Consider the following 24,826-nt stretch of genomic DNA (forward strand, 5'->3'; position numbering starts at 1 on the left):
TCCGGGGGCCCTCGGGCCCCCGGAACCTCACAGCGACCGCCGCCGCACCGACACCAGCCAGTCCTCGACCCGCCCCTTGTCGGGTTCCGCGGGCAACGGGCTGCCCGGCAGTGCCTTCTCGAACCGCACGACGGCGGCGTCGTGCCAGGCGCGCACCTCGTCCCACGGCACCTCCCCGCGCCGCACCGCCAGCAGCCGTTCGCGCTCCGCGCCGACGTCGATGGTCAGGGCCCCGGTCGCCAGCAACCCGGTGCCGGCGTCCAGCAGCCGCAGCAGGTGCATCACGTGCTTCCAGGTCGGCGTCCCGTCCCGGGCGATGGCGTTCTCGGCCCGGTTGAGCTGCGCGCGGACGTACCCGAGGTAGGTCTGGTGGACCTTGCGGGACAGGAACGCGTCGCGCAGGCCGAGCAGTTCCTCGCCGAGGGGCGTGATCACCTCCACGAGCGGGGAGTGCAGCACCTCGAGGATGTTCGGGTTCGCGGTCAGGGCCAGGCCGCAGAACCGCTCGACCTCCCAGCTGAACCGCTCCTCCTCCGGCCCCTCCAGGTGGGTCGGCGGCTTGTCGAAGCGCCAGAACAGGGGCGCGGGGGCCGCGTACACGCCTCGGCGGTCGTGGTCGGAGGTCGCGGTGGCCAGCCCGAAGGCGCGCGATCCGGCGACGACGGACAGGAGTGTGTGTTCGGCGACCAGGTTCATGCGCCGATTGTCCCCGAGGCCGAAACCCTTTTTCGGGTACGCAGCGTGAGCACCCCGTGCGCCGCCAGCCCGGCCAGGAGCCCCCAGAACGCCGACCCGACGCCGAGAACGGTGACCCCGGACGCCGTGACCGCCAGGGTGATCAGCGCGGCCTCCCGGGCGGGCACGTCCTCGACGGCCCCGACGAGCCCGGTGAGCACCGCCCCGAGCAGCGCCACCCCGGCCACGACGGCGATCAGGGCCTTGGGCAGTGCGGAGAACGCCTGCACGAGCCCGGCGGAGAACACCCCGATGAGCAGGTAGAACACCCCGGCGGTGTACCGCCTGCGCGGGTCGGGGTGCGCCTCGGGCCCGGTGCAGATCGCGGCCGTGATGGCGGCCAGGTTGACCGCGTGGCTGCCGAACGGGGCGAGGAGCACCGACACGATCCCGGTCCCGCCGAGCAGCTTCCGGTCGTCGGGGGTGTAGCCGGACGCCCGCAGCACCCCCAGCCCGGGCGCGTTCTGCGAGGCTGACGTGACCAGCAGCATGGGGATGCCAATGCTGATCACCGCCGACAGCGAGAACGCCGGCATCGTGAACTCCGGCCGGGTCACGTGCGCGGTGACCTGCGACAACCCGTCGAGCTGCCCCTGGGCTGCGGCGATCGCGACCCCGACGAGGAGGGCGACGAGGACCGCGTACCGGGAGAGGAGTCTTTTGGCCAGCACGAACACCACGATCACCGCGACGGTGAGCACGGGCGCGCCGGGCACCGCCTGGAACGCGTGCAGCACGAACTGCAGCAGAATGCCGGCGAGCAGCGCCGACACGATGCCCTTCGGGATCCGGTCGATCAGCCGCCCGAACACGCCGGTCAGCCCGATGACCGTCATCGCGACGGCACTGAACAGGAACGCCCCGACCGCCGCCCGGTACGGATGGTCCCCGAGCGACGTGACCAGCAGCGCCGCGCCCGGCGTCGACCAGGCGGTGATCACCGGCATCCGGGTCCACCAGCTCAGCGCGAGCGACGTCACCCCGCTGCCGACGGCGATCGCCCACACCCAGGAGGCGCGCTGCCCGGCCGTGAGGTGCCCGGCGTCGGCGGCCTGGGTCACGATCGCGAACGGGCCGGAGAAACCGACCAGCACCGCGACGAGGGCCGCCACGGCCGCGGAGGGGGAGAAGTCCCGGAAGATCGTCACCGTCCGCAAGCTACTGTCCGCCACCACTCACGCGCTGTGACCCCGATCACGACGACCTCCGCCCGGGCGGTCCCTCCGGACCTTGGGACGTCCACCAGCCCGGGCCACCCTCCCGCCTCGCCCCGCGCGGCCCGGCCGCCCATCGCCGGCCGGCCCGTGCCGCGTGTCGCGCGGGGCGACGGGCCGCCACGGTGGCTCACTGGACCGGACTCGGTGCCGCGGCGGTGGTGTCCCAGGGGGTGAGGCCGGCGGACGGCGGCGCAGGGTCTCGCCAGGTCCGCCGTAGGGTGACCGGGGTGGTGACCCACTATCTGGCCGGGATCGTGCTCGGCCTCGGCCTGATCACGCCGATCGGCGCGCAGAACGTGTTCGTCCTCGGCCAGGGCGTCAGCGTCGGCCTGCCCCGCGCCCTGTGGGCCGTGGTCGCGGCGGCCGTGTGCGACACGCTGCTGATTCTGCTGGGCGCGGCCGGCGTCGGCGGGCTGCTCACCGCCGTGCCGGGGCTGCGGGCGACGATGCTCGGCGCCGGGGCGCTGTTCCTGGCGTTCCTCGGCGTGCGCGCGCTGCGCTCCACCGTCGCCGACCACGAGCCCGACGCCGCGCCGGCCGCGTTCACGGTGCGCGGGGTCCTGGGCCGCACCGTCGCGGTATCGCTGCTCAACCCGCACGCGATCCTGGACACCGTCGGCGTGATCGGCGCGGCGATCGTCGCCCAGCCGGCGGCCGGCCGGACGCTGTTCACGGCCGGCGCGGTGACCGCGTCCTGGCTCTGGTTCGGGGTGCTCGGGATCGGGGCCGCGCTGGCCCGCCGGTTCTTCACCCCGCGCCGCCGGGTCTGGTTCGACCAGTTCTCGGGCACGGTCCTCATCGTCTTCGCGGTGCTCCTCGTCGTGGAGCTGGTGCGCGGGTAGCCCTAGGTCCGCCGGGGTGGCGGCGTGTCGCGCCCGGGCCCTAGGGTGGCCGATCATGAACAGCTCCTACTGGCGACTGTGGACCGCCACCGTCGTGTCCCGGCTCGGCGACAGCGTCCGCCAACCGGCGCTCGGCCTGCTCGCCGCGGCACTGACCCGCGACCCGGTGGCGTTCGCCGTGGTCGCGATCGCCGGCCAGCTCCCGTGGCTGCTCGTGGGCCTGTTCGCGGGGGCCCTCGCGGACCGGTGGGACCGCCGACGGACGATGGCCGCCGTGGACGGGCTGCGGATGCTGCTCGTGCTGGCCTTCGCCGGTCTGGTCCTGGCCGACCGGGTCACGATCGCGGCCCTGGCCGGGTTCGCGTTCCTGCTCACCGCGCTGGGCACCCTGTTCGACGCCGCCGCCACCGCGGTGCTGCCCGCGATCGTGCCCGCCGCGCGGCTGCCCACCGCCAACGGCCGGATGGCCGTGGGCATCACGGTGATCGGCGGTTTCGTGGGCACCCCGCTCGGCGCGGTGCTGTACGCCGTCGCCGCCGCGTTGCCGTTCGCGGTGGACGCGGTGACCTTCGCCGTCGCCGCCCTGCTGGCCCTGACCCTGCCGTCGGCCCGCCCGCCGGCCGCCGACCGGCCGGGCCTGTTCGCCGAGGCCCGGCTCGGGCTGCGCTGGCTGGCCGCGCACCCGACCCTGCGGGCGCTCACCGGGCTGACCGCCGGAGCGAACCTGGTGGTCGGAGCGCTGCTCGCGGTGCTCGTCCTGCTGGCCCTGGAACACCTGCACGTGCCGGCCCGCGGGTTCGGGTTGTTCTTCGCGGTCGCATCACTGGGCGCGGCGCTCGGCGGGCTGCTCGCCGGTCGGGTCGGCCGACTGCTGGGCACCCTGCCGGCGCTCGCGGTGGTCCTGGTCGCCCAGACGGCCGCCCTGGTGGCCCTGGCCGTGCTGCGCGCGCCGGCGCCGGGAGCGGTCGCGCTGGGCCTGTTCACGGCCGGCGGCGCCCTGTGGAACGTGCTGGTCATGTCCTACAGCCAGGGTGAGGTGCCGTCGGGGCTGCTCGGCCGGGTCGGCACGGCGCAGCGGATGGCCGGGGTGGCCAGCGCCCCGGTTGGTGCGGCCCTGGGCGGGGCGCTGGCGGCGTGGCTGGGCCTGACCGGCCTGCTGCTGTGCTGCGCCGCGGCGATGGCGCTGGTCGCGGTGGCCACCGTGGTGCTGGCCGGCAGGTCCCGCCGGGCCGAGTTCCGGCCCCGGCCGGTGCTACCCGCTGGTACTACCGGGCGGTAGGCTCGGCGGCATGGCGGAGGTGTGGCGGGAGCTGGGCCTCCCCGGGCTGATCGACGTGCACACCCACTTCCTGCCGCCGTCCGTGCAGGCCAAGGTCTGGGCGTACTTCGACGACGCCGGCGCGAACTACGGCGTCGACTGGCCGATCCACTACCGGGGCACCGTCGCGGAGCGGGTTGCCCAGCTCCGCGCCCTGGGGGTGCGCGCCTTCACCAGCCTCGTCTACGCGCACAAGCCCGGCATGGCGGCCTGGCTCAACGACTGGGCGGCCGGGTTCGCCGCCGCCACCCCGGACTGCCTGCGCTCGGCGACGTTCTTCCCCGAGCCCGGGGCGGGGACGTACGTCCGGGCCGCGATCGAGGACGGCGCCCGGGTCTTCAAGGCCCACGTCCAGGTCGGCGGGTACGACCCCCTCGACCCGCTACTGGACCCGGTGTGGGGCCAGCTCGCCGACGCCCGGGTCCCGGTGGTGATCCACTGTGGTTCGGGTCCGATGCCGGGCCGGCACACCGGGCCCGGTCCGGTCGGCGCGGTGCTCGCCCGGCACCCCGGGCTGCGGCTGGTGATCGCGCACCTGGGCCTGCCGGAGTACCACGAGCACCTGGACCTGGCCGACCGCTACCCGGGCGTGTACCTCGACACCACGATGGTCGGTACCGACTTCACGGAGAAGCTGGCCCCGCTACCCGCGGACATCGGCCCCCGGCTGGCCGGGCACGCCGACCGGGTCCTGCTGGGCTCGGACTTCCCGTCGATCCCGTACCCGTACGGCCACCAGCTCGACGCGCTGGTCCGCCTAGGGCTGGGCGACGACTGGCTGCGCCGGGTGCTGTGGGCCAACGGGGCGGAACTTTTCGGGATAAGCCTCGCTTAGTTCACCTTGGCGGGGGACGCCGGTCACCTCATACACATAGAAATGTTTTCATGTTTCTCTCCGCCCCTCGGCGTGCCCTGCTGGGCACGCTCGCGGCCCTCGCCGCGACCGCCGTCCTGATTCCCGCCAGCCCGGCCCAGGCGGCCACCCCGCGCCTGAAGGTGCTCAGCTACAACGTCTTCCTGATGAGCCGCAACCTCTACCCGAACTGGGGCCAGATGGCGCGGGCCGACCTGATCGCGAACGCGTCCTTCGCCTCGGGCAACGACGTGATCGTGTTCCAGGAGGCGTTCGACAACGGCGCGTCCGACCGGCTGGGGGCCAACCTGGCCGCCCGCTACCCCTACCAGACCCCGGTCGTCGGCCGCTCGACGTCGGGCTGGGACGCCACCTCCGGCAACTACTCCTCGTCGACGCCCGAGGACGGCGGCGTCACGATCCTGAGCAGGTGGCCGATCGAGCGTCGCGAGCAGCACGTCTTCGCCGACGCCTGCGGCGCGGACTGGTGGTCGAACAAGGGCTTCGCCTACGTCGTGCTGAACGTCAACGGCGTCCGCGCGCACGTCGTCGGTACCCACCTGCAGTCCACGGACCCGGGCTGCTCGGCCGGGCAGGCCGCCGAGATCCGCGCGAAGCAGCTCCGCGCGATCGACGCGTTCCTGGACGCGAAGAGCATCCCGGCCGGCGAGCAGGTCATCGTGGCCGGCGACCTGAACGTCGACTACGCCTCGGGGGAGTACCCGGCGCTGCTGACCGCCGGTGACCTGGCCCCGGCCGACACCCGCGACGGCTGGGCCTACTCGTTCGACACCCGGGACAACTCGATCGCGCACTACCGCTACCCGGACGACCCGCGCGAGAGCCTGGACTACGTCCTGTACCGCAACGGCAACGCGCGCCCGTCCGGCTGGCACAACACGGTGTTCAAGGCGCCGTCGCCGACCTGGTCGGTGACCAGCTGGTTCACCACGTACACGTACACGGACTTCTCCGACCACTACCCGCTCGTCGGCGGCTGATGTCATTACGACACCACTACCCCTTGACTGACATCGGGGATGACGTCATGATGGTGTCATACCCGATGTCAGTCGAAGGAGTTCCGCCATGAACATCAATTTTTTCCGCCGTCTCGGTGCCCGCCCCGAGTCCACGCTCCGTGCGCCGCACGCCGCCCGTCGGGTCGCGCTGAGTGCCCGCCGGAGCGAGGATTTCCGCCTCGCCGGCCGGTGACGCCGGCCCGGCGGGGCCGGGGTGACGTCACCCGGCCGCCGCTGCCGCCACACCCAGGATCGTCACGCCGACCCCGGCCAACTGCCACCGCGACAGCCGTTCGGTGAGAACCTGCCGCGCGATCAACGCCGTCACCACGGGGGACAGCGACGCCAGCGCCGACACCACCGACAGCATCGCCCCCGGCTGGGTCGCGGCCAGGGTGTAGGTCAGGTTGGCGCTGATCTCGGTGCCGGCGATCAGCGCGATCCGCCCGAGCGAGCCGGGACCCACGGTCACCTGGTGCCGCGAGGCGAGCACGATCGCCGCGATCAGCGCCGTCATCGTGATCCGCTGCACGATCAGGGTCGTCGTCGCGTCCTGCTGGGCGCCGAGCGGGACGGCCGTGTAGACCACCCCGACGCACGCCGCCGAGGCCAGCGCCATGATCATCGCCGGTCGCGGGGTCCGGCCGTGCGCGCCGGGCGCGCGGGCCACCAGGGCGACCCCGGCCAGCGCCGCCCCGACGCCGAGCAGCTGCACCGGCTGCGGACGCTCCCCGGTCGCGATCCCGACCAGCACCGGCAGCACCGCCGCCGACGCGCCGATCGGGGCCACGACACCCATGGCCGCACCCGCCAGGGCCCGGTACATCGTGATCATCGCCGCGACCGCCGCCACTCCGGCCACGACGCCCCAGGCCGCCGCGCCCAGGTGCGGGGTCAGCCCCCGGGCCACCACGATCACGCAGGTGCCCACCAGGATCAGCGGCTGGGCGATGAACAGGACGGTCAGGGCCGGCATCTGCCGGCTGATGCTGCCGCCGAGGAAGTAGGACGACCCCCACAGGCCGCTGGCTGTCAGCGCGAGTACCGCCGCGAACACCCTCTACCTCCGTACACTTTGTTGGACTGCGAGCACAGTACAGTGCGCAGCCCACTGGAGTGAACTAGAGGTGCATCACAATGCACCATGGAGGTCGATGTGACGGAGCAGGACGTGGTGGCCCAGGCGATCGCCGCGCACCTCAAGGAGCTCCGCGCCCTGCGCGGCTGGAGCTTCGACGAACTCGCCCAACGCTCCGGCGTCAGCCGGGGGATGCTGATCCAGATCGAGGGCGCGCGCACCAACCCGAGCGTCGGCACCCTGGTCCGGGTGTCCCAGGCCCTCGGCGTCACCCTGGCCCAGCTCGTCGTCACCGACGTGTCTCCGGTGCTGCGCACCGTCCGGGCCGCCGAGACCGTCCGGCTGTGGCAGGGCGGGGCCGGCGGCTGGGCGCAGCTGGTGATCGGCTCCGACCCGCCCAACGCCGTGGAACTGTGGTCCTGGGAGATGCGCCCCGGCGAGCACTACCAGGGGGAGGCGCTGCCCGGTACCCGCGAACTGCTCACCGTCACCGACGGGGACCTGGTGCTGATCGTCGGCGGCGACGAGCAGACCCTCGCGGCCGGCGACGCCGTCGCGTTCCGGTCCGACCGCCCGCACGGCTACCGGGTCGACACCTCCGTCCCCGCCCGGTTCACCTGCGCTGTGCTGCGACCCGCCCAGGACCTTTCGTGACCGGACAGGTCAGCCGATCGGCACGATCTCCTGGCCGACACCATGATCCGGACACCGGTCCCGGAGCGCATGATGAGAGTTCACAACCGCATCTGGACCGGGGGTGGAAGTGACCATCCAGCACGACAGCCCCGACACGGCTGTCGTCCGCGACGCGGCCGGGCTGTCCCGGCTGATCCGCTCCGGGCGCAGCAGTGACGCCGTGGCCCGCGCCGACGAGATCCTGCCGCACCTCGCCGACCCGGTGGAGGCGATCCGGGTCCAGCTCACCAAGCTCGCGGCGCTGCTCAACCTGGGCAGGATGACCGAGTGCCCGCGCGCCATCGACCAGGCCGACGCCGCACTGCGCGCCCTCCCGCCCGGCCACGACGAGCCGGCGATGCTCGGCGAGTTCCACGCCCTGGCCGCCAGCGTCGCCCACCACCAGGGCTCCCTCGAACGCTGCGTCACCCACCTCGTCCGGGGCGCCCGGGCCCTCGACCTGGCCGGGCCGGCCGACCCGGGGGCCGCGCGCGCCTGGCTGGACCTGGCCGTCACCTACTCCTGGGTGGGGTTCCACCGGCACGCCGTCGCCGCCCAGCAGCGGGCCATGGAGATCTCCCGAGCCGCCGGCATGGACCCGGTGTTCGTCACCCACCCCGAGATCCGGGTCCGCCACGCCCTCGCCCTCGACCACCAGGGCGACACCGAGGCGTGCCTGCGCGCCCTCGGCGAGATCACCCGCACCCTCGGCCCCGACGACGTCACCGGCTTCGAACTGCCCTACCTCGGCTACGCCCTGGCCCGGTACGCGGCCCTCGGCGGCCGGGGCGGCATCGACGCCCGCCCGCTGCTGCGCACCGACCTGGAGCCGTACCAGGAGAACGGCGAGCTCCGCCGGCTCGGCGAGGCGTGCCTGGCCATCGCCGAGAACCGGCCGACCGTGGCCCTGGCCCTCCTCGACGGGGCCTCGGCCGCGGCCTCCCGGCTGGGCGCCGCCGAGGTGCCCCGGCTGCGGGCCCTGGCGCACACCGCGCTCGGCGACCACGTCGCCGCGCACGCCGACGACCGGGTGGTCGCCGGCATGCTGGCGCGAACCACGACCCGGCTGTACGACCTGTTCGTCGACGGGGTCACCGCCCGGCTCGACCACGACGAGCTGCGCCGGTCCGTCACCCGGTACGCCGACGAGGCGCACACCGACTCCCTCACCGGCCTGCCGAACCGCCGCCACCTGGAGCGCTACGTCGCCGAACTCGCCCGGCACGGCACCTACGGCACGGTCGGCGTCGCGGACCTCGACGGCTTCAAGTCCGTCAACACCGTGCACGGGCACCTGTCCGGCGACCAGGTCCTGCAGCACGTGGCGGCGATCCTGACCCGGGCGCTGCGCGGCGGGGACTTCCTCGCCCGGTTCGGCGGCGACGAGTTCGTGGTGGTGCTGCCGGGCACGCCGCTCGCCGAGGCGCAGGAGGTCGGCAGCCGGCTGGCCGCCGCCGTCGCCGGCTACGACTGGAACACTCTGGTCCCCGGCACGCCAGTGACGCTGACGATGGGGCTCGCGGAGCTGAACAGCCGCACGAGCCTGACGGCGGCGTTCCGGGCCGCGGACCTGGTGATGCTCCAGGCGAAGGCCGGCTGACCCCGACCGGGCGGCCCTGCGGTCGTGAACACCGGCGCGGCCCGCGTGACCCCACGTCGGGCCCGGGTCAGGCTCCGGTCGACCGCGCCGTGACCGAGCGCCACACCTCCAGCGCCCAGGCCAGGTCGTCCGGGTCGGCGTACAGGCAGATCACGTGCGCCGCCGTGCCCCGCCGCACCACGTGCCCGTAGAACTCGCGGCCGTCGGCGGACTCCTGCCACAGCGCGTGCCGCAACCCGCCGTCGCCGCCCTCCAGCAGCCTGCCCTCCGGATCGGCGGGCGCACCCTTCAACATCGTCTCCAGGGTGTACTCCGGCTCCCAGTCCTCCGGCGTCGTCAGCACGTCCACGATCACGGTGCGGCCGGGCCCGACGAACCGCAGCCCCTCGGCCGTCTGCACCGGGGCCAGTCCGGCGGTGCGCTCGAACTCCCACCGGTCGGTGACCGGCTGGCGCACCGGCACCGGCACGGCGCACCCCATCCGGCTCAACGTGTCGTCGGCGTCCCACTCCAGGCCCAGCACCTCCAGCAGCGTCGGGTTGCTGCTCTCCACCAGGGTCGGCAGGTGGGCCGGGTCGAGCACGGCGGCCGTGGCGGGGGCGCCGAGCACGGCCGGCCCCCAGGGCAGGATGGTGTTGGCCAGCGTCCCGTCGAGGACCAGCTCCCCGTATCCGGGCTTCGCCCAGACCAGGAACGCCCGGTGCAGGTCCTCCTCCGACACCCGCAGCCAGGTACTGAACGTGATCGTCGACCCGCCCCGCAACCGCACCGGCAGCAGCACCCGGACGAACGCCCCGCCGCCCTCGGCACGCATCAGCAGGTCGTTGCCCCACTCCCGGGCGGTCACCCCGTCGGGCAGGTCGACGCGCAGGTCGAGGTCGTACGGCTCCGGTTCAGACACCCCGGCACTGTATCGGCCGGTGAGGAACACCACTGTCGCGGCCACGGTGGACGCACTACGGTGGCGGCATGATCACCCCCGCTGAGTTCGTCCCCGAGTGGGAACTGTGGCACGCCAGCCGGCAGAAGCGCGTCGCGGCCACCCACGGCCCGCTGACCCTGACCGGCACCCACTGGCTGCTGTACGGGGACACCGTCATCGACGGCGTCCCCGGCACCTGGCGCGCCGAGGACGGCCAGGTCCGGCTGACCGGCGGCGAGGGCCTGTCGGTCACCGAGGGACTGCTGCCGGTGGACCGGTGGCTGCACTACGGCGAGGTCGACCTGCTGACCATCCAGCGCGGCGAGGACCTGGCCGTGCGGGTGTACGACCCGCGCGCCGAGGCCGTGGCCCGCTTCACCCGGATCGACGCGTTCGCACCCGACCCGGCCTGGCGGATCGAGGCCGAGTTCGTCCCGGCGGCCGACGCCGACAGCGTGCACATCGCGCACTCCAACACGGCCAGGGAGGAGGACTACCCGGTGTTCGGCACGTTCGTCTTCGAGGTCGACGGCGTCCGCGCCGAACTGGTCGCCCTGCACTCCGGCGAGGAGAACGGCGCGCACCTGACCTTCCGCGACGGCACCAGCGGCCACGAGTCCTACGGCGCGGCCCGGTTCCTGTTCGTGACGGCCCCGCCGGCGGGCGGCCCGGTGACCCTGGACTTCAACCGGTCGCAGTTGCCGCCGTGCGCGTTCTCCGACGCGTTCGTGTGCCCGCTGCCGCCGCCGGGCAACATCGTGCCGTTCCGGATCGAGGCCGGCGAGCAGCGGGTGGTCTCCGAGGGGTAGGCAGCCGACCGGTGGCCTTCCGGACCGTCCGCGTGCTCCGCGGAGGCCGCCGACGTCGAAAGCGGCGAAGCCGGCCCAGCCCGGAGGAGGGCCAGCGCCTCCCTGCGGGGGCCGGCGTCGCGCGCGGCCCGCGACCCCGTCCGCCGGATCGCCGCCAGCGGCCGGCGCTGGCCACGCCGATATGCCTCGAGGTGTCGGGCCGGCGGAGACCGGGGCAGGTGTGGCCGTAACCGGAAAAGGTTTTCGGGTCTATGCCGCCGCGCGCAGCGGGTGCCGCATCGGTAGTCGCAGCAGTGCCCGCACCGGCCGCGAGGCGTTCCCGCGCCCCCTGACCTGCACCCCCAACTCCCGCCCGTCGCGGAACGGCGGCCACGACCCGGGCGTCTCCTCCAGCAGCACGTCGGCGGCGGCCCAGGCGGGCCCGTGGCTCACCAGCACGCTCCCGCACTGCCGCGCGAGGGCCGCAAGCTGCTCGGCGTCGCGGACGCTGACGGCACCGGCGGGCAGCACCACGACCGACCCGCGCACGTGCAGCAGCTCGGCGACGACCCGGGGCCAGCCGGGACCGGGGTCGGGGAGGGCGGCGACCTCGCCGGGCACGAGCCCCACGACGACGGGCATCCCGACGGCGGTGACCCGGGCGCCGGCGGAGGCCGCCTCGGCGAGCAGCGCCAGGAGCAGGGTCAGCGACCCGGTGACCGACACGGTCGAGCCCCGGCGCAGCCCGTCGGCGGGGAGCAGCCGGCGCAGCACGGGCGGGGTGGTGGGGGAGAGCATGGCGGAATCGTACACCTGTTCGAAGTCGGTGTTCAGGTCTGTTCGTGCCAAGGTTGGGCCCCGGAGACGAACGTGTCCAATGGATCTCCGTGCACGACCCGGCCGGGCGGGCGGTCCCGGACCACCCGCGCCGCCAACCGGCCCACCGGCACCCCGCCCGGCGCCGTGGACGCCGCGAACACCACGTTCCCGAACCGCCGGCCGCGCAGCATCCCCGGCTCGCCCACCACGCACACGTCGGCGAACGCCGCCCGCAGCGTCGCCGCCTGCCGCCGGGAGAACAGCAGCGGCGGCAGGTCGGTGACGTTGACGGCGTAGAGCCCGCCGGGCCGTAGCACCCGGGCCACCTGCCGGGCGAACTCCAGGCTCGCGACGCTGGCCGGCATCTGCGCGCCCCGGTACACGTCGGCGACCACCAGGTCGTACCAGCCGTCGGCGCTGCTCTCCACCACCTCGCGCGCGTCGGCCACCCGGAACTCCACCTCGGCGGCCAGCGGCAGGATCCGCCGCACCGCCTCCAGCAGCGTCCCGTCGCGCTCGACGACCCGCTGGGTGGAGCCGGGCCGGGTGGCGGCGACGTACCGTGGGAGGGTCAGCCCGCCCCCGCCCAGGTGCAGCACCCGCAGGGGAGCCCCGGCCGGCCCGGCGACGGCCACGATCGCCGCGACCCGCCGCATGTACTCGAACTCCAGATGTCCTGGATCGTCCAGATCGACGTAGGACTGCGCGACCCCGTCGACGAGCAGCGTCCAGCCGGCCCGGCGGCGCGGGTCCGGCACGAACTCGGCCTCGCCGAGGTCCACCGGCATCGTCAAGGGGTGCATGGGCTCACGCTAGCGCCGCCCGCCCGCCGGGACGCGGGCAGCACGGCCGTAGAGTTCTCGGGGCACACGGAAGAGGGGCAAGACCATGGGAATCGATCCGGAGCGGCTGTCGGCCGCCCTGCGGGTGCTCGCCGAGGCCGAACAGCTCGAGGCGGAGCACCCGGACGCCGTCGCGCTGCGCCGCGCCACGGCGGGGCTGTTCAAGGCCGTCAAGCAGCGCCGGCGCGCCGACCGCCGGGCCGCCGTCATGGCCGCCGACCTGGCCGTCACCGAGGCGACCGCCACCGGCGCGCCCGACCGGATCGACGACGAGACCCAGGGCATCCTGCTGGAGTCGCCCACGATCGGCCAGTCCGCCGGCACCCTGATCCGGGCCCGGGCCTGCTACACGTGCAAGACCCGCTACACCGAGGTCGACGCCTTCTACCACCAGCTGTGCCCGCCGTGCGCGGCCCGCAACCGGTCCCGCCGCGACGCCAGCGTCGACCTGACCGGCCGGCGCGCGCTGCTCACCGGCGGCCGGGCCAAGATCGGGATGTACATCGCGCTGCGGCTGCTCCGCGACGGCGCGCACACCACGATCACGACCCGGTTCCCCAACGACGCGATCCGCCGTTTCTCCGCGATGCCCGACTCTGCGGACTGGCTGCACCGGCTCAAGATCGTCGGGATCGACCTGCGCGACCCGGGCCAGGTCGTGGCCCTCGCCGAGTCGGTGGCCGCCGCCGGCCCGCTCGACATCCTGATCAACAACGCGGCGCAGACGGTCCGCCGCTCCCCGGGGGCGTACGCGCCCCTCGTCGAGGCCGAGTCCGCCCCCCTGCCGGCCGGCGAGCTGCCGGAGGTGCAGACGTTCGGTCACCTGCCGCGCGGCCGGGCCGAGCTGACCGGGACGGTGGAGCACCACTCGTTCACCCCGGCGATGCTCACCGAGCTGGCCCTGACCGCCGGGTCGACGTCGCCGGCCCGGATGGCCAACGCGACCGCCATCGACGCCGGGGGCCTGCGCCCCGACCTGCACGACGTGAACAGCTGGACCCAGAAGGTCGACCAGGTCGACCCGGTCGAGCTGCTCGAGGTGCAACTCTGCAACCAGACAGCCCCGTTCATCCTGGTCAGCATGCTGCGCCCGGCGATGGCGGCCGCCGAGGCCCGGCGCAAGTACGTCGTGAACGTCTCGGCGATGGAGGGCCAGTTCAGCCGGGCGTACAAGGGCCCGGGGCACCCGCACACCAACATGGCCAAGGCGGCGCTGAACATGCTGACCCGCACCAGCGCGGAGGAGATGCTGACCGACGGGATCCTGATGACGGCCGTGGACACCGGCTGGATCACCGACGAGCGTCCGCACCCGACGAAGATGCGGCTGCACGAGGAGGGCTTCAAGGCCCCGCTGGACCTCGTCGACGGCGCGGCCCGGGTGTACGACCCGATCGTGCGCGGCGAGAACGGCGAGGACCTCTACGGCTGCTTCCTGAAGGACTTCGAACCGGCCGCCTGGTAGCGCGCGCCCCGGAGGTCGCCGCCCACCCGGGCCGGCGACCTCCGGAACGTCCCCGCCATCCCCTCAGATGGCGGCGACCCCCGACGAGGCACCGCCGCGCCGCCCGGCGAGCGGCACCTCCCCGCGAGTCGTGGTCCTCACATCAGCATTCCGCCACGTCGACGCCCATCCGGACGTCGGTCCCGGGCATGCTCATCCACCCGGTGTTCGTCGCGGTGCCGGTCTGCGCGTAGTGGCTGACCCGCACCGCGGCCGCCGACATCCCGAACAGCCCCCGGTTGGGTTCGACGGGCCGCAGCCCGGACGTCTCGGCCCCGGTCATGGTCAGATCGGCCCCGTCGAGCTGTTGCGCGTCGAGGACGAGGTTGGTGATCCGGACCCGGTGGCCGGGCGTGCCGGCGGTCGCGCGCCACACCACGGGCCCGACCCGCCGGGACTGGCAGACCCGGGCGGCGGTGGCGTTGTCCAGGACGGCCACGGCGCCGGTGTCGCTGGTGGCGTACATCGCGAAGTTCTCGCCGGTGAGGTCGTCGACGCTCATCCGGTAGTTGTCGCCGGTGGCGGCGAACGCGACCGGGACGACGCCCAGGTCGATGAGGGGGGCGAGCACGATCAGGCCGCCGAGTGCCGCGGCGGCCGCGGTGGTGAGACGTCTTCTGTCGTGGGCCATGTCCTCAAGGTAGGTGTCAGATCCGCCACGGGTTATGGCGTGCGATGACACGTGGTTGCTATTTTCGGACACTGTGACAGTCTCCTGGCCGCAGCGCCGTGCCACCGCCGGTATCCGGCACATGCTCGCGGTGGCCGCTGAGGACGGCGTTCCGGCGGAGAGGTGCCTCGCCGGCACGGGCCTGCCCGCCGACCTGCCGGCGGAGGCGACCGGGGACCAGGAGCTCACGGTGGCCCGCAACCTGATCGCGGCCCTGGGCGACCCGCCGGGGCTGGGTCTGCGGGTGGGTGGCAACCACCGGCTGCCGGAGTTCGGCATCTGGGGGTTCGCGCTGCTGACCAGCCCGACGTTGCGGGACGCGGCCGTGGTGGGCCTGCGGCACCTGGGGTTGACGTTCTCCTTCGCCCGGATCCGGCTGGTGGAGGGGCCCGAGGAGGTGGCGATGGTCATCGACGACTCGGACGTGCCGGCCGACGTGCGGGCCTTCCTGTTGGAACGCGAACTCGTCGCGATCCACGCCATCATCGACACCCTGGTCGGCGAGCCGCTGCAACCGTTGCGCCTGGAACTGTCCGTGCCCCGCCCGCCGCACGGCGACCTGTACGAGTTGGCGGCCGGCTGCCCGGTCACGTTCGGGGCGCCGGAGAACGTGATCGTCGCCGACGCGCTGCTGCTGGACCGGCCGTTGCCGCACGCCGACCCGCACACGTGGGAGGTGTGCGAGCGGGAGTGCCGTGAGTTGCTGGTCCGCCGGGCGGAGGGCACCCTGGCCGTCGCGGTCCGCGACCGGCTGCTGGCGGGGGTGGGCACGGTGCCGGCGATGCCGACGGTGGCCGCGGAGCTGCACGTCACGGCGCGGACCCTGCACCGGCGGCTGGCGGCGGAGGGCACGTCCTACCGGCGGCTGCTCGACGAGGTCCGCCACGGGCTGGCGGTGGAGCTGTTGGGCACGACGGGGCTGAGCGTGGAGCAGGTGGCGGCGCGGCTGGGCTACACGGAGGCGTCGAGTTTCATCCACGCGTTCCGCCGCTGGACGGGCACGACCCCCAGAGCCCACAAACCTTTGTAGAGGTACGGAGGAGCCCGACCCGGTAACGCCGGTGGACCGGGGATCCCGGGTCGCGCGCGACGACCCCCAGAAGCCTAGCGACCTAGGATGCGCCAGCGGGAGTGACGGATGTCAACCTGTCAGTCACCCCTCGACGACGCAGCGCGCACGCTCCCGCGCGGGTCTGCGGCCCGGGTCGGTATGCGGCTAGGGTGGCTTCGGTCTACGGGAGGACGAATCGTGTCGATGCGCGGGCTCGTGCTGGGTGTGCTGATGGTGCTGACGGTGTCCGGGTGCGGGGGAGGTGCGGCCCCGAAACCGGTCTCGGCCCCGGAGGCGACCGCCGTGGCCCCCTCTCCGTCGGCGAGCCCGAGTGAGGAGCACACGACGGCGGCGATGGCCGCGGCCCCGACCCCGTCGCCGTCGAAGTCCGCGGCCCCGAAGCCGAAGCCGGCCCAGGTCAAGCCGAGCTACCAGGCGCCGACCGCCCCGGTGCCCACCCCGCCGGCCCCGCCGCCGCACACCCCGGGCAGCGACTGCCGGCACTACGAGGGCACGAACGCCGACCGGCCGGCCGTGAAGGCGGCGTTGACGGCGGCCGCTGGCCGGGAGTACTGGCAGTCGGTGCACTTCACCGTTCCGCTGACCCTGATGAAGGCCATCGCGTGGCAGGAGTCGGGCTGGCAGTCGGCGATCATCGCGTGCGACGGCGGCATGGGCACGATGCAGTTGATGCCGGGCACGGTGGACTGGATGAACCTGAAGTTCAACGACGCGCCGGAGGACCCCAAGACGCTGAAGGGGAACACGGTGTTGGGCGCGGAGTACCTGTCGTGGCTGATCCGGTATTTCGGGGACACCTACTTCGACCACACCTACGACCTGGCGAACGAGAACCTCCTCGACGTGGTGATCGCCGCCTACAACGTGGGCCACGCCGGGGTGCAGGACGAGGCCACGCACACGATCAAAATCCCGAACCAGCAGTACGTGAACAACGTTCGGGCTCTGATGACCAACTGCGAGTGCCTGAAGTTCTGACGCTGTTCACCCCGGCGGCCTACGGTCGCGCCATGAGAACTCCAGGACGGTTCGCGCTCGCTGTGAGCGTCGCCGCGTTGACGATCGGGCTGTCGGCCTCCACCGCCGGGGCCACCCCCACCTTCGGTCAGGCCACGCTGACGGGCTTCGCCGTGCTGCCGGCGCGCACGTTCGTGCCGGGGAGCGAGCCGGCGGGCGCCGCGCTGGGCACCGCCCCGGTGAACGGGGTGGCGTTGCCGTTCGCCGACCAGCCGGTGCAGGGTTTCAGCGGGGTGCTGCGCAACTCCGACGGCACGTTCGACGTGATCTCCGACAACGGGTTCGGCAACAAGGCCAACTCGGGGGATTTCCTGCTGCGCATCCACCGCCTCGCGCCGGACTTCGCGTCGGGGAAGGTGGACGTGGTCGGCGGGATCACGCTGACGGACCCGGACGCGAGGATCCCGTTCGCGTTGACCCGGCCGGACCGGGTGCTGACGGGTTCTGACTTCGACATCGAGTCGATCACGCGCACGCCGGACGGTTCGTACTGGATCGGTGACGAGTTCGGCCCGTACCTGCTGCACGTGGACCGGGCGGGTCGGGTGCTGCAGGCGCCGATCCCGTTGCCGGGGGTCAAGGCCCCGGAGAGCCACGAGCTCGAGGTGGGGGAGAAGCCGAACCTGGGCAGCTCCAAGGGCTTCGAGGGCATGGTCAAGAGCGTGGACGGGAAGTACCTGTACCCGCTGCTGGAGGGCACCGTGGCCGGGGACGCGCCGGGTGCGCTGCGGTTCAACGAGTTCGAGCTGAGGTCGGGCGCGTACACGGGAAAGCGGTGGACGTACCAGTTGGAGTCGCCGTCGAACTCGATCGGCGACGCGATCGCCGTGGACCCCGACCGGTTCCTGGTCGTGGAGCGCGACAACCTGCAGGGCGCGGCGGCGGCGTTCAAGAAGATCTTCCTCGTGGACCGGCGTGACCGGGACAAGGACGGCAAGATGGACAAGACGGTGGTCGCGGACCTGCTGAGCCTGGCGAACCCGCAGCACCTGGCGGGGGCGGGGGACACGTTCACGTTCCCGCACCAGTGCGTGGAGGACCTGGTGATCCTCGACGACCGCACGCTGGGGGTCCTCAACGACAACAACCTGCCGTTCTCGGCGGGCCGGGTGCCGGGGCAGGCCGACCCGAACGAGTTCATCACGATCAGGCTCAGCGAGCGGCTGCACGCCTACGAGCAGGCGAAGAGCTAGTCGGGGCAAACGGGGACGGTTCCGGCCGTCCCCGTTCCCTTTTACCCCAGTTTCCTAGGATGCACTACGCGCGGTGACCTGGGCCATCCGCGGAACCGATCACCGATGGTACGGTTGCCGTGCCGTCTCACCCGAGTGGGAGAGACCCCCTGGCCTTGTCGGCAGGGGGCGCCGAAGGGGCAATACCTCCCCGGAAACTCTCAGGCAAAAGGACCACTCGGGCAGGCACCTCTGGACTGGGCCGTGCCCGCGCGCAGAGGGGGAGGAAGCTCATTGCCCGAGCCGACTCTCCTGGAGTACACGTATGGCCAGTCAGCGCGCCAGTCTCACCGACCTCTCCCGCGGTGTGCCGTTCTCCCGCCGCCACATCGGCCCGTCTGCGGCCGACTCGCAGAGGATGCTCGACCTCGTCGGCTACGGCTCGACCGAGGAGCTCCTCGACGCCGCGATCCCCGACGCGATCCGCACCACCCAGGGCCTGAGCCTGCCGGCCGCGGCCACCGAGCCGGAGGTCATCGCGGAGCTGCGCGCCATCGCGGCGCGTAACCGGCCGATGGCGCAGATGATCGGCCTGGGCTACTACGGGACGCACACCCCGCCGGTGGTGTTGCGCAACGTGCTGGAGTCCCCGGCGTGGTACACGGCGTACACGCCGTACCAGCCGGAGATCTCGCAGGGCCGCCTCGAGGCGCTGCTGAACTTCCAGACCGTCATCTCCGACCTGACCGGGCTGCCGACGGCCGGTGCGTCGCTGCTCGACGAGGCGACGGCCGCCGCCGAGGCGATGACGCTGACCCGCCGGGCGAGCAAGGTCAAGAGTGACCGGTTCGTGGTGGACGCCGACGCGTTGCCGCAGACCATCGCCGTGATCGAGACCCGGGCGGAACCGCTGGGCATCGAGGTCCTCGTCGCCGACCTGTCCGCCGGCCTGCCGGAGGGCGAGTTCTTCGGCGTCCTGGTGCAGTACCCGGGGGCGTCGGGCGTGGTCCGCGACCACGAGGCGCTGATCGTCGACGCGCACGCGCGCGGTGCCCTGGTCGCGGTGGCCGCCGACCTGCTGGGGCTGTGTCTGCTGCGCGCGCCGGGTGAGATCGGCGCGGATATCGCGGTGGGTTGCGCGCAGCGGTTCGGGGTGCCGATGGGCTTCGGTGGTCCGCACGCCGGGTACATGTCGGTGCGCGCCGGGTTGGAGCGCAACATGCCGGGCCGGTTGGTGGGTGTGTCGAAGGACGTGGACGGCAATCCGGCGTACCGGTTGGCGTTGCAGACGCGTGAGCAGCACATCCGGCGGGAGAAGGCGACGAGCAACATCTGCACGGCGCAGGTGCTGTTGGCGGTGATGGCGTCGATGTACGCGGTGTATCACGGCCCGGACGGGTTGCGGCAGATCGCGGAGCGCGCGCACCGGATGGCCACTGTGCTGGCGGCGGGGCTGCGTGAGGGTGGTGTCGAGGTGGTGCACGGGGCGTTCTTCGACACGGTGACGGCGCGGGTGCCGGGCCGGGCGGCCGAGGTGGTGGCGCACGCGGCGGAGGCGGGGGTGAACCTTCGGCTGGTGGACGCTGACCTGGTGGGGATCTCGTGTGACGAGACGACGGTGGACGGCGATCTGCTGAGTGTGTGGCGGGCGTTCGGGCTGTCGTCGGTGTCTGTGTCGGATCTGGACGCGGCGACGCCGGACGCGTTGCCGGAGGGGCTGCTGCGGTCCGGTGAGTTCCTGACGCATCCGGTGTTTCACGCGCACCGGTCGGAGACGGCGATGCTGCGGTATCTGCGGTCGTTGTCGGACAAGGACTATGCCCTGGACCGGGGCATGATCCCGTTGGGTTCGTGCACGATGAAGTTGAACGCCACCACGGAGATGGAGGCGGTGACGTGGCCGGAGTTCGCGGACATTCACCCGTTCGCCCCGTCAGAGCAGGCGGCTGGGTACGAGTCGCTGGTTTCTGATCTTGAGGGTTGGTTGGCGGAGGTCACCGGGTATGACGCGGTGAGTGTGCAGCCGAACGCGGGTTCGCAGGGCGAGTTGGCGGGTCTGTTGGCGATCCGGGCGTATCACCGCGACAACGGGCAGGCGCACCGGGATGTGTGTCTGATCCCGTCGAGCGCGCACGGCACGAACGCGGCGTCGGCGGTGATGGCCGGTATGCGCGTGGTGGTGGTGGCGTGTGACGACGAGGGCAACGTTGATCTTGTGGACCTTGACGCGAAAGTGGAGAAGCACCGCGACAACCTGTCGGCGATCATGGTGACGTATCCGTCGACGCACGGGGTGTATGAGGCGGGGATCACGCAGTTGTGCGCGAAGGTGCACGACGCGGGTGGTCAGGTGTACGTGGACGGGGCGAACCTCAACGCGTTGCTGGGGTGGGCGAAGCCGGGTCAGTTCGGGGCGGATGTGTCGCACCTGAACCTGCACAAGACGTTCTGCATCCCGCACGGTGGTGGCGGTCCGGGTGTGGGTCCGGTGGGGGTGCGCGCGCACCTGGCGAAGTACCTGCCGGGGCATCCGTTGCACAATGAGTCGCCTGTGGGTCCGGTGTCGGCGGCGCCGCACGGTTCGGCGGGGATCCTGCCGATCTCGTGGGCGTATCTGCGGCTGATGGGTCCGGACGGTCTGACCCGGGCGACGGCGTCGGCTGTCCTGGCGGCGAACTATGTGGCGGCGCGGCTGCGCAACCACTACCCGGTGTTGTACGCGGGCAACAAGGGCCTGGTGGCGCACGAGTGCATCCTCGACCTGCGGGGGATCACGAAGGACTCGGGTGTGACGGTCGATGACGTGGCCAAGCGTCTGGTGGATTACGGGTTCCACGCGCCGACGATGTCGTTCCCGGTGGCCGGCACGTTGATGGTGGAGCCGACGGAGTCGGAGGACCTGGGTGAGTTGGACCGGTTCTGTGACGCGATGATCGCGATCAAGGGTGAGATCGACCAGGTGCAGGCGGGGGTGTGGCCGGCGGAGGACAATCCGTTGCACAACGCTCCGCACACGGCGGCGGCGGTGACGGCCGATGGTTGGGCGCATCCGTACTCGCGGCAGTTGGCGGCGTATCCGGGTGGGGTCAGTGCTGTGAAGTACTGGCCGCCGGTGCGGCGGATCGATCAGGCGTTCGGGGACCGTAACCTGGTGTGTTCGTGCCCGCCGCCGGAGGCGTTCGAGGAGTAGAGACGGATCAAGGGGCGTCCCGGGTGTGGGGCGCCCCTTTTTCTTTTGGGGTACTTCAGGCGGCGGTGAGGTGCAGGGCCGGTCCGCGGTGGGGGGCGATGGTCTGGCCGTCTGGCAGGAGTTCGCCCGTGTCCTCGAATATGATCACGCCGTTGCACAGGAGGCTCCAGCCCTGTTCGGGGTGGTGGTGGGTGATCCTGGCGGCTTCGCGGTCGACCGCGTCGGCGGTGGGGCAGGCTGGCTGGTGGGGGCACATTGTCGGTTCTCCGGTCTGGCGTGACGTGTCTCACAGACGCACTTCGCACGCTATCAAGTTCAACGGGTTTTGTGGCACACAGTAACGGGGGGAACGGAAGAAATGACCATTCGGTTGAGTCTGACGGCTCCTCCGGTCACTCCGCGTAATTGTCAAGGGACTGTGAGGGTTCGGGATCGGCTGGAATGGCGGGTAGGGGACCCTGGTGATCCGGCCGCGTTGGCTGAGGAATTCCTCACCCTCCACCGTATGCCGGTCGCCGACCTGTCGTTACTTCCAGGAGGCTCTTGTCCGGGCGGACCGGACGGGTCGCTGTGCGGGGCGGCGGTGCTGTTGTCGGGGGCCGGCGGGGCGGCGGCGATCGGCGCGCCGACGGGCGCGCCCTCCCCGTCGCCGGCGGTGCCGGATCTGGTGGTCGTCGTGTACGAGCACTGTCCACCGGCGGCCCCCGCGGTGTCGGGTGGGTGGCGGTTGGGGGCGTGGGCCCCGTCGTGGAGTACCCGCCAGCACGCTGAGGCGGTCGCCAGCGTCCGTGCGGCCATCGGCCGGGGTGACGTGTACCAGGTGAACGTGGTGGGGCACTGGTCGGCCTCGTACACCGGTGACCCGTCGGCGGCCCTGGAACGGGTCGCGGCGATCGAGGGCGCCGTGTACGGGGGCGTGGTGTCCGGGGACGGGTGGGCGGTGGCGTGCGCGTCGCCGGAGACCCTGGTGTCGGTGGCGGCCGGGCGGGTGCAATCCCGGCCGATTAAGGGCACCCGGCCGGCGACGGAGCAGGGCCGGCGGGAGTTGTTGGCGTCGGCGAAGGAACGCGCCGAGCACATCATGATCGTCGACCTGGTCCGCAATGACCTGGCCCTCGTGGCGCGCACGGGTTCGGTGCGGGTGGAGGAGCTGTTCGCGTTGCGCCGCTGGGTGGGGCTGTGGCAGGCGGAGTCGGTGGTGGCCGCGGACCTGTCGGGCGGCGTGGGGCTGGCCGGGGTGTTGCGGGCCGTGGCGCCGGGGGGTTCGGTGACCGGTGCCCCGAAGCGGGCGGCTCTGGCGGAGGTGGCGCGTCTGGAGCGGGTGGGTCGGGGGCCGTCGATGGGTGCGGTGGGGTGGGTGTCGGCGTTCGGGGTGGATCTGGGGTTGACGATCCGGACGGTGGCCGCCGACGGCGACCGGGTGCACGTGTGGGCGGGGGGCGGGATCACGTGGGGTAGTGAGCCGGCCGCGGAGGTGGCCGAGGCGGCGGCGAAGGCCGGTCCGCTGTTCGGCGCCCTGCGGGGATAGAAAGAAGGGGGGCCAACCGGCCCCCCTTCTTCGTGTGTGGTCTAGCTGAACAGCGCGTCGAGCATGACGGGGCCGATGTCGCGGGCCGTCTTGGACTGCAGGGCCCGCCCGCCGGACGCCAGGGCGATCTTCTGCAGGGCGCCGAAGTCGGGGTTGGGTCCGTAGCCGATGGTGACGACCTGGACCTTCTTCTTGCCGTCCTCCTTGGCGTTGCCGTCCTTGAGTTTGGTGACGAGGGCGTCCAGGCTCAGGCCGCCGGGGACGGTCTCCTCCGAGCCGTCGGTGATGACGACGACGACGTTGGCGGCGTCGGGGAGGAAGTGGCCCTGGACCTCCTGGTGGGCGGCCCAGGTGGTGTTGAACAGTGCGGTGTTGCCGGCGGCGGTGAGGCCGTTGATCTGTCCGACGAGGTTTTCGCGCTGTTCGGTGTCGAGGGTCTTGATGGGGGCGACGGGCCGGTAGTCGGGGCCGCCGGGGGTGGGGGTGGAAAACGCCCACAGTCCGACGTGGGCCTGGGTGCCGAACATGCCGACGGCGTTGGTGGCGGCTTCCTTGGCCAGGTCGAGCTTGGTGCGGCCGCCGGTGCCGGGGACGACCTCGTTCATGGAGCCGGTGACGTCCATGACGAGGAGCAGGTTGACGGGGCGGGCCAGGGCCGACCAGGTCTTGCGGGTGACGGCGACGGACTCGGGCAGCAGCACGGCGCGGGGCAGGGTCTGCACCTGGGGCTGGATGCCGGTGGCGGTGGCGAAGTTCGCGCCGCCGATGCGGTTGGAGTCGCGGTACCCGTCGGCCTGGAACGCCGCGCGCCCGTGGTCGCCGCGCAGGTAGGTCAGGAAGCTCTTGCCGACGGCCTGGCGGTCCTTGTTGGTCCAGGACGCGTTGAGGGCGATGAAGGGCACGTCGGCGTCGGCGCTGCCGCCTTCGGGGTACACGGCGACGAGGGGGACCTTGGGTTTGGTGTTGTTGTAGTTGATGATGTCGCGTTCGAGCGCGGGGAAGCCGGAGACGTACTGCAGGGCGGCGTTCTCGCCCTGTCCGTCGGCTTTGGCGAGGCCGGCGAAGAGCTGTTCGGTGCTCTCCTTGTACATGTCGGATTTGGCGACGGCCTGCTTGAAGTTCCAGACGGCCTGGCGTTCCTTGCTGTCGACCTCGCCGTCGTCGTTGGCGTCGGTGACGGCCATGAGGGCGTGCAGGCCGGCGGTGGACTTGGCGGGGTCGGTCATGCCGACCTTGAGGGCGCCCCATTCGGGTTTGCCGTAGCTTTCCCAGCTGGCTCCGCTGCCGAGGGCTGCGATGAGGGAGTCCCAGGTGGGTTTGCGGTCCTTCCACGCCGTGGACGCCAGGGCCTTGACCATGGGTTCGGGCATGGCGATGACGGTGGGGGTGCGTCCGAGGCTGGGCTGCAGGTCAGGCAGGAGCCGTTCGGCGGTGTCGTCGGCGGCGGCTTCGCGGACCCAGGCGGTGGAGGCGGGGATCCACACGTCGGGGGCGGGGCCGGTCAGGCGGGCGTCCCAGTCGTTGCCGAGGGCGAGGGCCACGTCGGCGGAGTCCTTGGCGAGGATCTCGACCTCGACGCAGCGTTGTTCGCCCTTGGCGTCGGTGATCATCGGTTCGGTGTCCTGCCATTCGCGGGACAGCTTGTCGAGGATCGACTTGACGGACGGGTCGGCGAGGATCTCGGCGCGGACCGGGTCGCCGGAGCAGCCGCTGTTGGCGAGGTAGACGTATCCGCCGGTCATGCCGGACAGGACCAGGGTGGACACACTGGCGATGACGATCCACGGCGCGACGGTGAGGCGGCGGCGGGGGCCGCCTCGTCGGTGGGACCGCACGTTGGCATGACGGCCATGCGGTGCCATGGGGGTTCCTCCGTACACGTAGATCAAGCCTGGGACCGGCATAGTGTAGGGCGTTGGCGGGCCGGTGTTGAGTGGTGGAACACGAGGCGTGACCTGGCAC

General features: G+C 72.4%; 23 protein-coding genes and 1 riboswitch. Of the genes, 14 read left to right on the forward strand and 9 right to left on the reverse strand.

The window, feature by feature from the left end; genetic code table 11:
• Window positions 1–27: 27 nt before the first annotated feature.
• Entirely contained in the window at window positions 28–696 is a 669-nt protein-coding gene (locus tag IW245_RS07455; protein WP_197002447.1) for a nucleotidyltransferase domain-containing protein, read from the reverse strand.
• Window positions 693–1,883: a benzoate/H(+) symporter BenE family transporter gene (locus IW245_RS07460; RefSeq protein WP_233472532.1), complete on the reverse strand. Its 1,191-nt coding sequence runs from the start codon at window positions 1,881–1,883 to the stop codon at window positions 693–695. The genes IW245_RS07455 and IW245_RS07460 overlap by 4 nt, the downstream gene beginning before the upstream one ends.
• Window positions 1,884–2,179: 296 nt before the next feature.
• Between IW245_RS07460 and IW245_RS07465 the strand changes: the two genes are divergently transcribed.
• From IW245_RS07465 to IW245_RS41530, 5 genes are all read left to right on the forward strand, one after another.
• The gene (locus IW245_RS07465; protein ID WP_233472530.1) at window positions 2,180–2,794 is read left to right on the forward strand and encodes a LysE/ArgO family amino acid transporter; all 615 of its coding nucleotides are present in this window, start codon (window positions 2,180–2,182) and stop codon (window positions 2,792–2,794) included.
• A 55-nt stretch (window positions 2,795–2,849) separates the two neighbouring features.
• On the forward strand, window positions 2,850–4,073 hold the full coding sequence (locus IW245_RS07470) for an MFS transporter (RefSeq protein WP_197002448.1): 1,224 nt from the start codon (window positions 2,850–2,852) through the stop codon (window positions 4,071–4,073).
• Between the two features lie 10 nt (window positions 4,074–4,083).
• Complete coding sequence (locus IW245_RS07475; RefSeq protein WP_197002449.1) at window positions 4,084–4,947, forward strand: amidohydrolase family protein; 864 nt, start codon at window positions 4,084–4,086, stop codon at window positions 4,945–4,947.
• Between the two features lie 50 nt (window positions 4,948–4,997).
• The gene (sph, locus tag IW245_RS07480) at window positions 4,998–5,966 is read left to right on the forward strand and encodes a sphingomyelin phosphodiesterase (protein WP_197002450.1); all 969 of its coding nucleotides are present in this window, start codon (window positions 4,998–5,000) and stop codon (window positions 5,964–5,966) included.
• A gap of 88 nt (window positions 5,967–6,054) precedes the next feature.
• Entirely contained in the window at window positions 6,055–6,180 is a 126-nt protein-coding gene (locus tag IW245_RS41530) for a hypothetical protein (RefSeq protein ID WP_267919879.1), read from the forward strand.
• Between the two features lie 27 nt (window positions 6,181–6,207).
• Here IW245_RS41530 and IW245_RS07485 read toward each other — a convergent pair whose 3' ends face one another.
• Window positions 6,208–7,044, reverse strand: a complete 837-nt coding sequence (locus IW245_RS07485) for an EamA family transporter (protein WP_197002451.1) — start codon at window positions 7,042–7,044, stop codon at window positions 6,208–6,210.
• A 99-nt stretch (window positions 7,045–7,143) separates the two neighbouring features.
• Here IW245_RS07485 and IW245_RS07490 point away from each other — a divergent pair, with 99 nt between their 5' ends.
• Together IW245_RS07490 and IW245_RS42110 are read left to right on the forward strand one after the other, a co-directional pair.
• Window positions 7,144–7,719, forward strand: coding sequence for a helix-turn-helix domain-containing protein (locus IW245_RS07490; RefSeq protein WP_197002452.1), 576 nt, complete (start codon window positions 7,144–7,146; stop codon window positions 7,717–7,719).
• A 109-nt stretch (window positions 7,720–7,828) separates the two neighbouring features.
• Window positions 7,829–9,340 carry a GGDEF domain-containing protein gene (locus IW245_RS42110; RefSeq protein WP_197002453.1) on the forward strand — a complete coding sequence of 504 codons (1,512 nt, stop codon included), beginning with the start codon at window positions 7,829–7,831 and terminating at the stop codon, window positions 9,338–9,340.
• A 67-nt stretch (window positions 9,341–9,407) separates the two neighbouring features.
• Here IW245_RS42110 and IW245_RS07500 read toward each other — a convergent pair whose 3' ends face one another.
• Window positions 9,408–10,241 (reverse strand): hypothetical protein, encoded by an 834-nt coding sequence (locus tag IW245_RS07500; RefSeq protein ID WP_197002454.1) that lies wholly within the window; start codon window positions 10,239–10,241, stop codon window positions 9,408–9,410.
• 68 nt (window positions 10,242–10,309) lie between these two features.
• On the opposite strand from IW245_RS07500, the gene IW245_RS07505 reads away from it, so the two are divergent.
• Complete coding sequence (locus IW245_RS07505) at window positions 10,310–11,071, forward strand: DUF1684 domain-containing protein (RefSeq protein ID WP_197002455.1); 762 nt, start codon at window positions 10,310–10,312, stop codon at window positions 11,069–11,071.
• Window positions 11,072–11,320: 249 nt separating this feature from the next.
• Here IW245_RS07505 and imuA' read toward each other — a convergent pair whose 3' ends face one another.
• Entirely contained in the window at window positions 11,321–11,848 is a 528-nt protein-coding gene (imuA', locus tag IW245_RS07510) for a DnaE2-dependent mutagenesis accessory factor ImuA' (RefSeq protein WP_197002456.1), read from the reverse strand.
• Window positions 11,849–11,880: 32 nt separating this feature from the next.
• Window positions 11,881–12,672 carry a spermidine synthase gene (locus IW245_RS07515; protein ID WP_231398697.1) on the reverse strand — a complete coding sequence of 264 codons (792 nt, stop codon included), beginning with the start codon at window positions 12,670–12,672 and terminating at the stop codon, window positions 11,881–11,883.
• Window positions 12,673–12,757: 85 nt separating this feature from the next.
• Here IW245_RS07515 and IW245_RS07520 point away from each other — a divergent pair, with 85 nt between their 5' ends.
• Window positions 12,758–14,176: an SDR family NAD(P)-dependent oxidoreductase gene (locus IW245_RS07520; protein WP_197002457.1), complete on the forward strand. Its 1,419-nt coding sequence runs from the start codon at window positions 12,758–12,760 to the stop codon at window positions 14,174–14,176.
• 142 nt (window positions 14,177–14,318) lie between these two features.
• Here IW245_RS07520 and IW245_RS07525 read toward each other — a convergent pair whose 3' ends face one another.
• The gene (locus IW245_RS07525) at window positions 14,319–14,846 is read right to left on the reverse strand and encodes a DUF6230 family protein (RefSeq protein ID WP_197002458.1); all 528 of its coding nucleotides are present in this window, start codon (window positions 14,844–14,846) and stop codon (window positions 14,319–14,321) included.
• Window positions 14,847–14,919: 73 nt separating this feature from the next.
• Here IW245_RS07525 and IW245_RS07530 point away from each other — a divergent pair, with 73 nt between their 5' ends.
• The 4 genes from IW245_RS07530 to gcvP all read left to right on the forward strand — a co-directional run bounded on the left by IW245_RS07530 (window position 14,920) and on the right by gcvP (window position 21,336).
• Complete coding sequence (locus tag IW245_RS07530; protein ID WP_197002459.1) at window positions 14,920–15,915, forward strand: AraC family transcriptional regulator; 996 nt, start codon at window positions 14,920–14,922, stop codon at window positions 15,913–15,915.
• A gap of 225 nt (window positions 15,916–16,140) precedes the next feature.
• Window positions 16,141–16,935: a lytic transglycosylase domain-containing protein gene (locus tag IW245_RS07535; protein WP_231399425.1), complete on the forward strand. Its 795-nt coding sequence runs from the start codon at window positions 16,141–16,143 to the stop codon at window positions 16,933–16,935.
• Between the two features lie 32 nt (window positions 16,936–16,967).
• A complete protein-coding gene (locus tag IW245_RS07540) occupies window positions 16,968–18,167 on the forward strand; it encodes an esterase-like activity of phytase family protein (protein ID WP_197002461.1) in 1,200 nt (399 codons plus the stop codon).
• A gap of 126 nt (window positions 18,168–18,293) precedes the next feature.
• Window positions 18,294–18,393, forward strand: a riboswitch (glycine riboswitch).
• Window positions 18,394–18,471: 78 nt separating this feature from the next.
• The gene (gcvP, locus tag IW245_RS07545) at window positions 18,472–21,336 is read left to right on the forward strand and encodes an aminomethyl-transferring glycine dehydrogenase (protein WP_197002462.1); all 2,865 of its coding nucleotides are present in this window, start codon (window positions 18,472–18,474) and stop codon (window positions 21,334–21,336) included.
• Window positions 21,337–21,391: 55 nt separating this feature from the next.
• On the opposite strand, the gene IW245_RS07550 is transcribed toward gcvP, so the two are convergent.
• Window positions 21,392–21,592, reverse strand: coding sequence for a DUF5999 family protein (locus IW245_RS07550; RefSeq protein ID WP_197002463.1), 201 nt, complete (start codon window positions 21,590–21,592; stop codon window positions 21,392–21,394).
• A gap of 102 nt (window positions 21,593–21,694) precedes the next feature.
• Between IW245_RS07550 and IW245_RS07555 the strand changes: the two genes are divergently transcribed.
• The gene (locus tag IW245_RS07555; RefSeq protein ID WP_197002464.1) at window positions 21,695–22,864 is read left to right on the forward strand and encodes a chorismate-binding protein; all 1,170 of its coding nucleotides are present in this window, start codon (window positions 21,695–21,697) and stop codon (window positions 22,862–22,864) included.
• A gap of 41 nt (window positions 22,865–22,905) precedes the next feature.
• On the opposite strand, the gene IW245_RS07560 is transcribed toward IW245_RS07555, so the two are convergent.
• On the reverse strand, window positions 22,906–24,699 hold the full coding sequence (locus IW245_RS07560) for a substrate-binding and VWA domain-containing protein (protein ID WP_197002465.1): 1,794 nt from the start codon (window positions 24,697–24,699) through the stop codon (window positions 22,906–22,908).
• Between the last annotated feature and the right edge of the window lie 127 nt (window positions 24,700–24,826).

The sequence above is a fragment of the Longispora fulva genome (assembly GCF_015751905.1).
Taxonomy (GTDB): Bacteria; Actinomycetota; Actinomycetes; order Mycobacteriales; family Micromonosporaceae; genus Longispora; species Longispora fulva.

Bases quoted from the DNA above. Each gene is read 5' to 3' on its own strand.
- IW245_RS07455 (WP_197002447.1), bottom strand. From the start codon at position 696: ATGAACCTGGTCGCCGAACACACACTCCTGTCCGTCGTCGCCGGATCG.
- IW245_RS07470 (WP_197002448.1), top strand. From the start codon at position 2,850: ATGAACAGCTCCTACTGGCGACTGTGGACCGCCACCGTCGTGTCCCGG.
- IW245_RS07475 (WP_197002449.1), top strand. From the start codon at position 4,084: ATGGCGGAGGTGTGGCGGGAGCTGGGCCTCCCCGGGCTGATCGACGTG.
- sph (WP_197002450.1), top strand. From the start codon at position 4,998: ATGTTTCTCTCCGCCCCTCGGCGTGCCCTGCTGGGCACGCTCGCGGCC.
- IW245_RS41530 (WP_267919879.1), top strand. From the start codon at position 6,055: ATGAACATCAATTTTTTCCGCCGTCTCGGTGCCCGCCCCGAGTCCACG.
- IW245_RS07505 (WP_197002455.1), top strand. From the start codon at position 10,310: ATGATCACCCCCGCTGAGTTCGTCCCCGAGTGGGAACTGTGGCACGCC.
- imuA' (WP_197002456.1), bottom strand. From the start codon at position 11,848: ATGCTCTCCCCCACCACCCCGCCCGTGCTGCGCCGGCTGCTCCCCGCC.
- IW245_RS07515 (WP_231398697.1), bottom strand. From the start codon at position 12,672: ATGCACCCCTTGACGATGCCGGTGGACCTCGGCGAGGCCGAGTTCGTG.
- IW245_RS07520 (WP_197002457.1), top strand. From the start codon at position 12,758: ATGGGAATCGATCCGGAGCGGCTGTCGGCCGCCCTGCGGGTGCTCGCC.
- IW245_RS07525 (WP_197002458.1), bottom strand. From the start codon at position 14,846: ATGGCCCACGACAGAAGACGTCTCACCACCGCGGCCGCCGCGGCACTC.
- IW245_RS07535 (WP_231399425.1), top strand. From the start codon at position 16,141: ATGCGCGGGCTCGTGCTGGGTGTGCTGATGGTGCTGACGGTGTCCGGG.
- IW245_RS07540 (WP_197002461.1), top strand. From the start codon at position 16,968: ATGAGAACTCCAGGACGGTTCGCGCTCGCTGTGAGCGTCGCCGCGTTG.
- gcvP (WP_197002462.1), top strand. From the start codon at position 18,472: ATGGCCAGTCAGCGCGCCAGTCTCACCGACCTCTCCCGCGGTGTGCCG.
- IW245_RS07550 (WP_197002463.1), bottom strand. From the start codon at position 21,592: ATGTGCCCCCACCAGCCAGCCTGCCCCACCGCCGACGCGGTCGACCGC.
- IW245_RS07555 (WP_197002464.1), top strand. From the start codon at position 21,695: ATGACCATTCGGTTGAGTCTGACGGCTCCTCCGGTCACTCCGCGTAAT.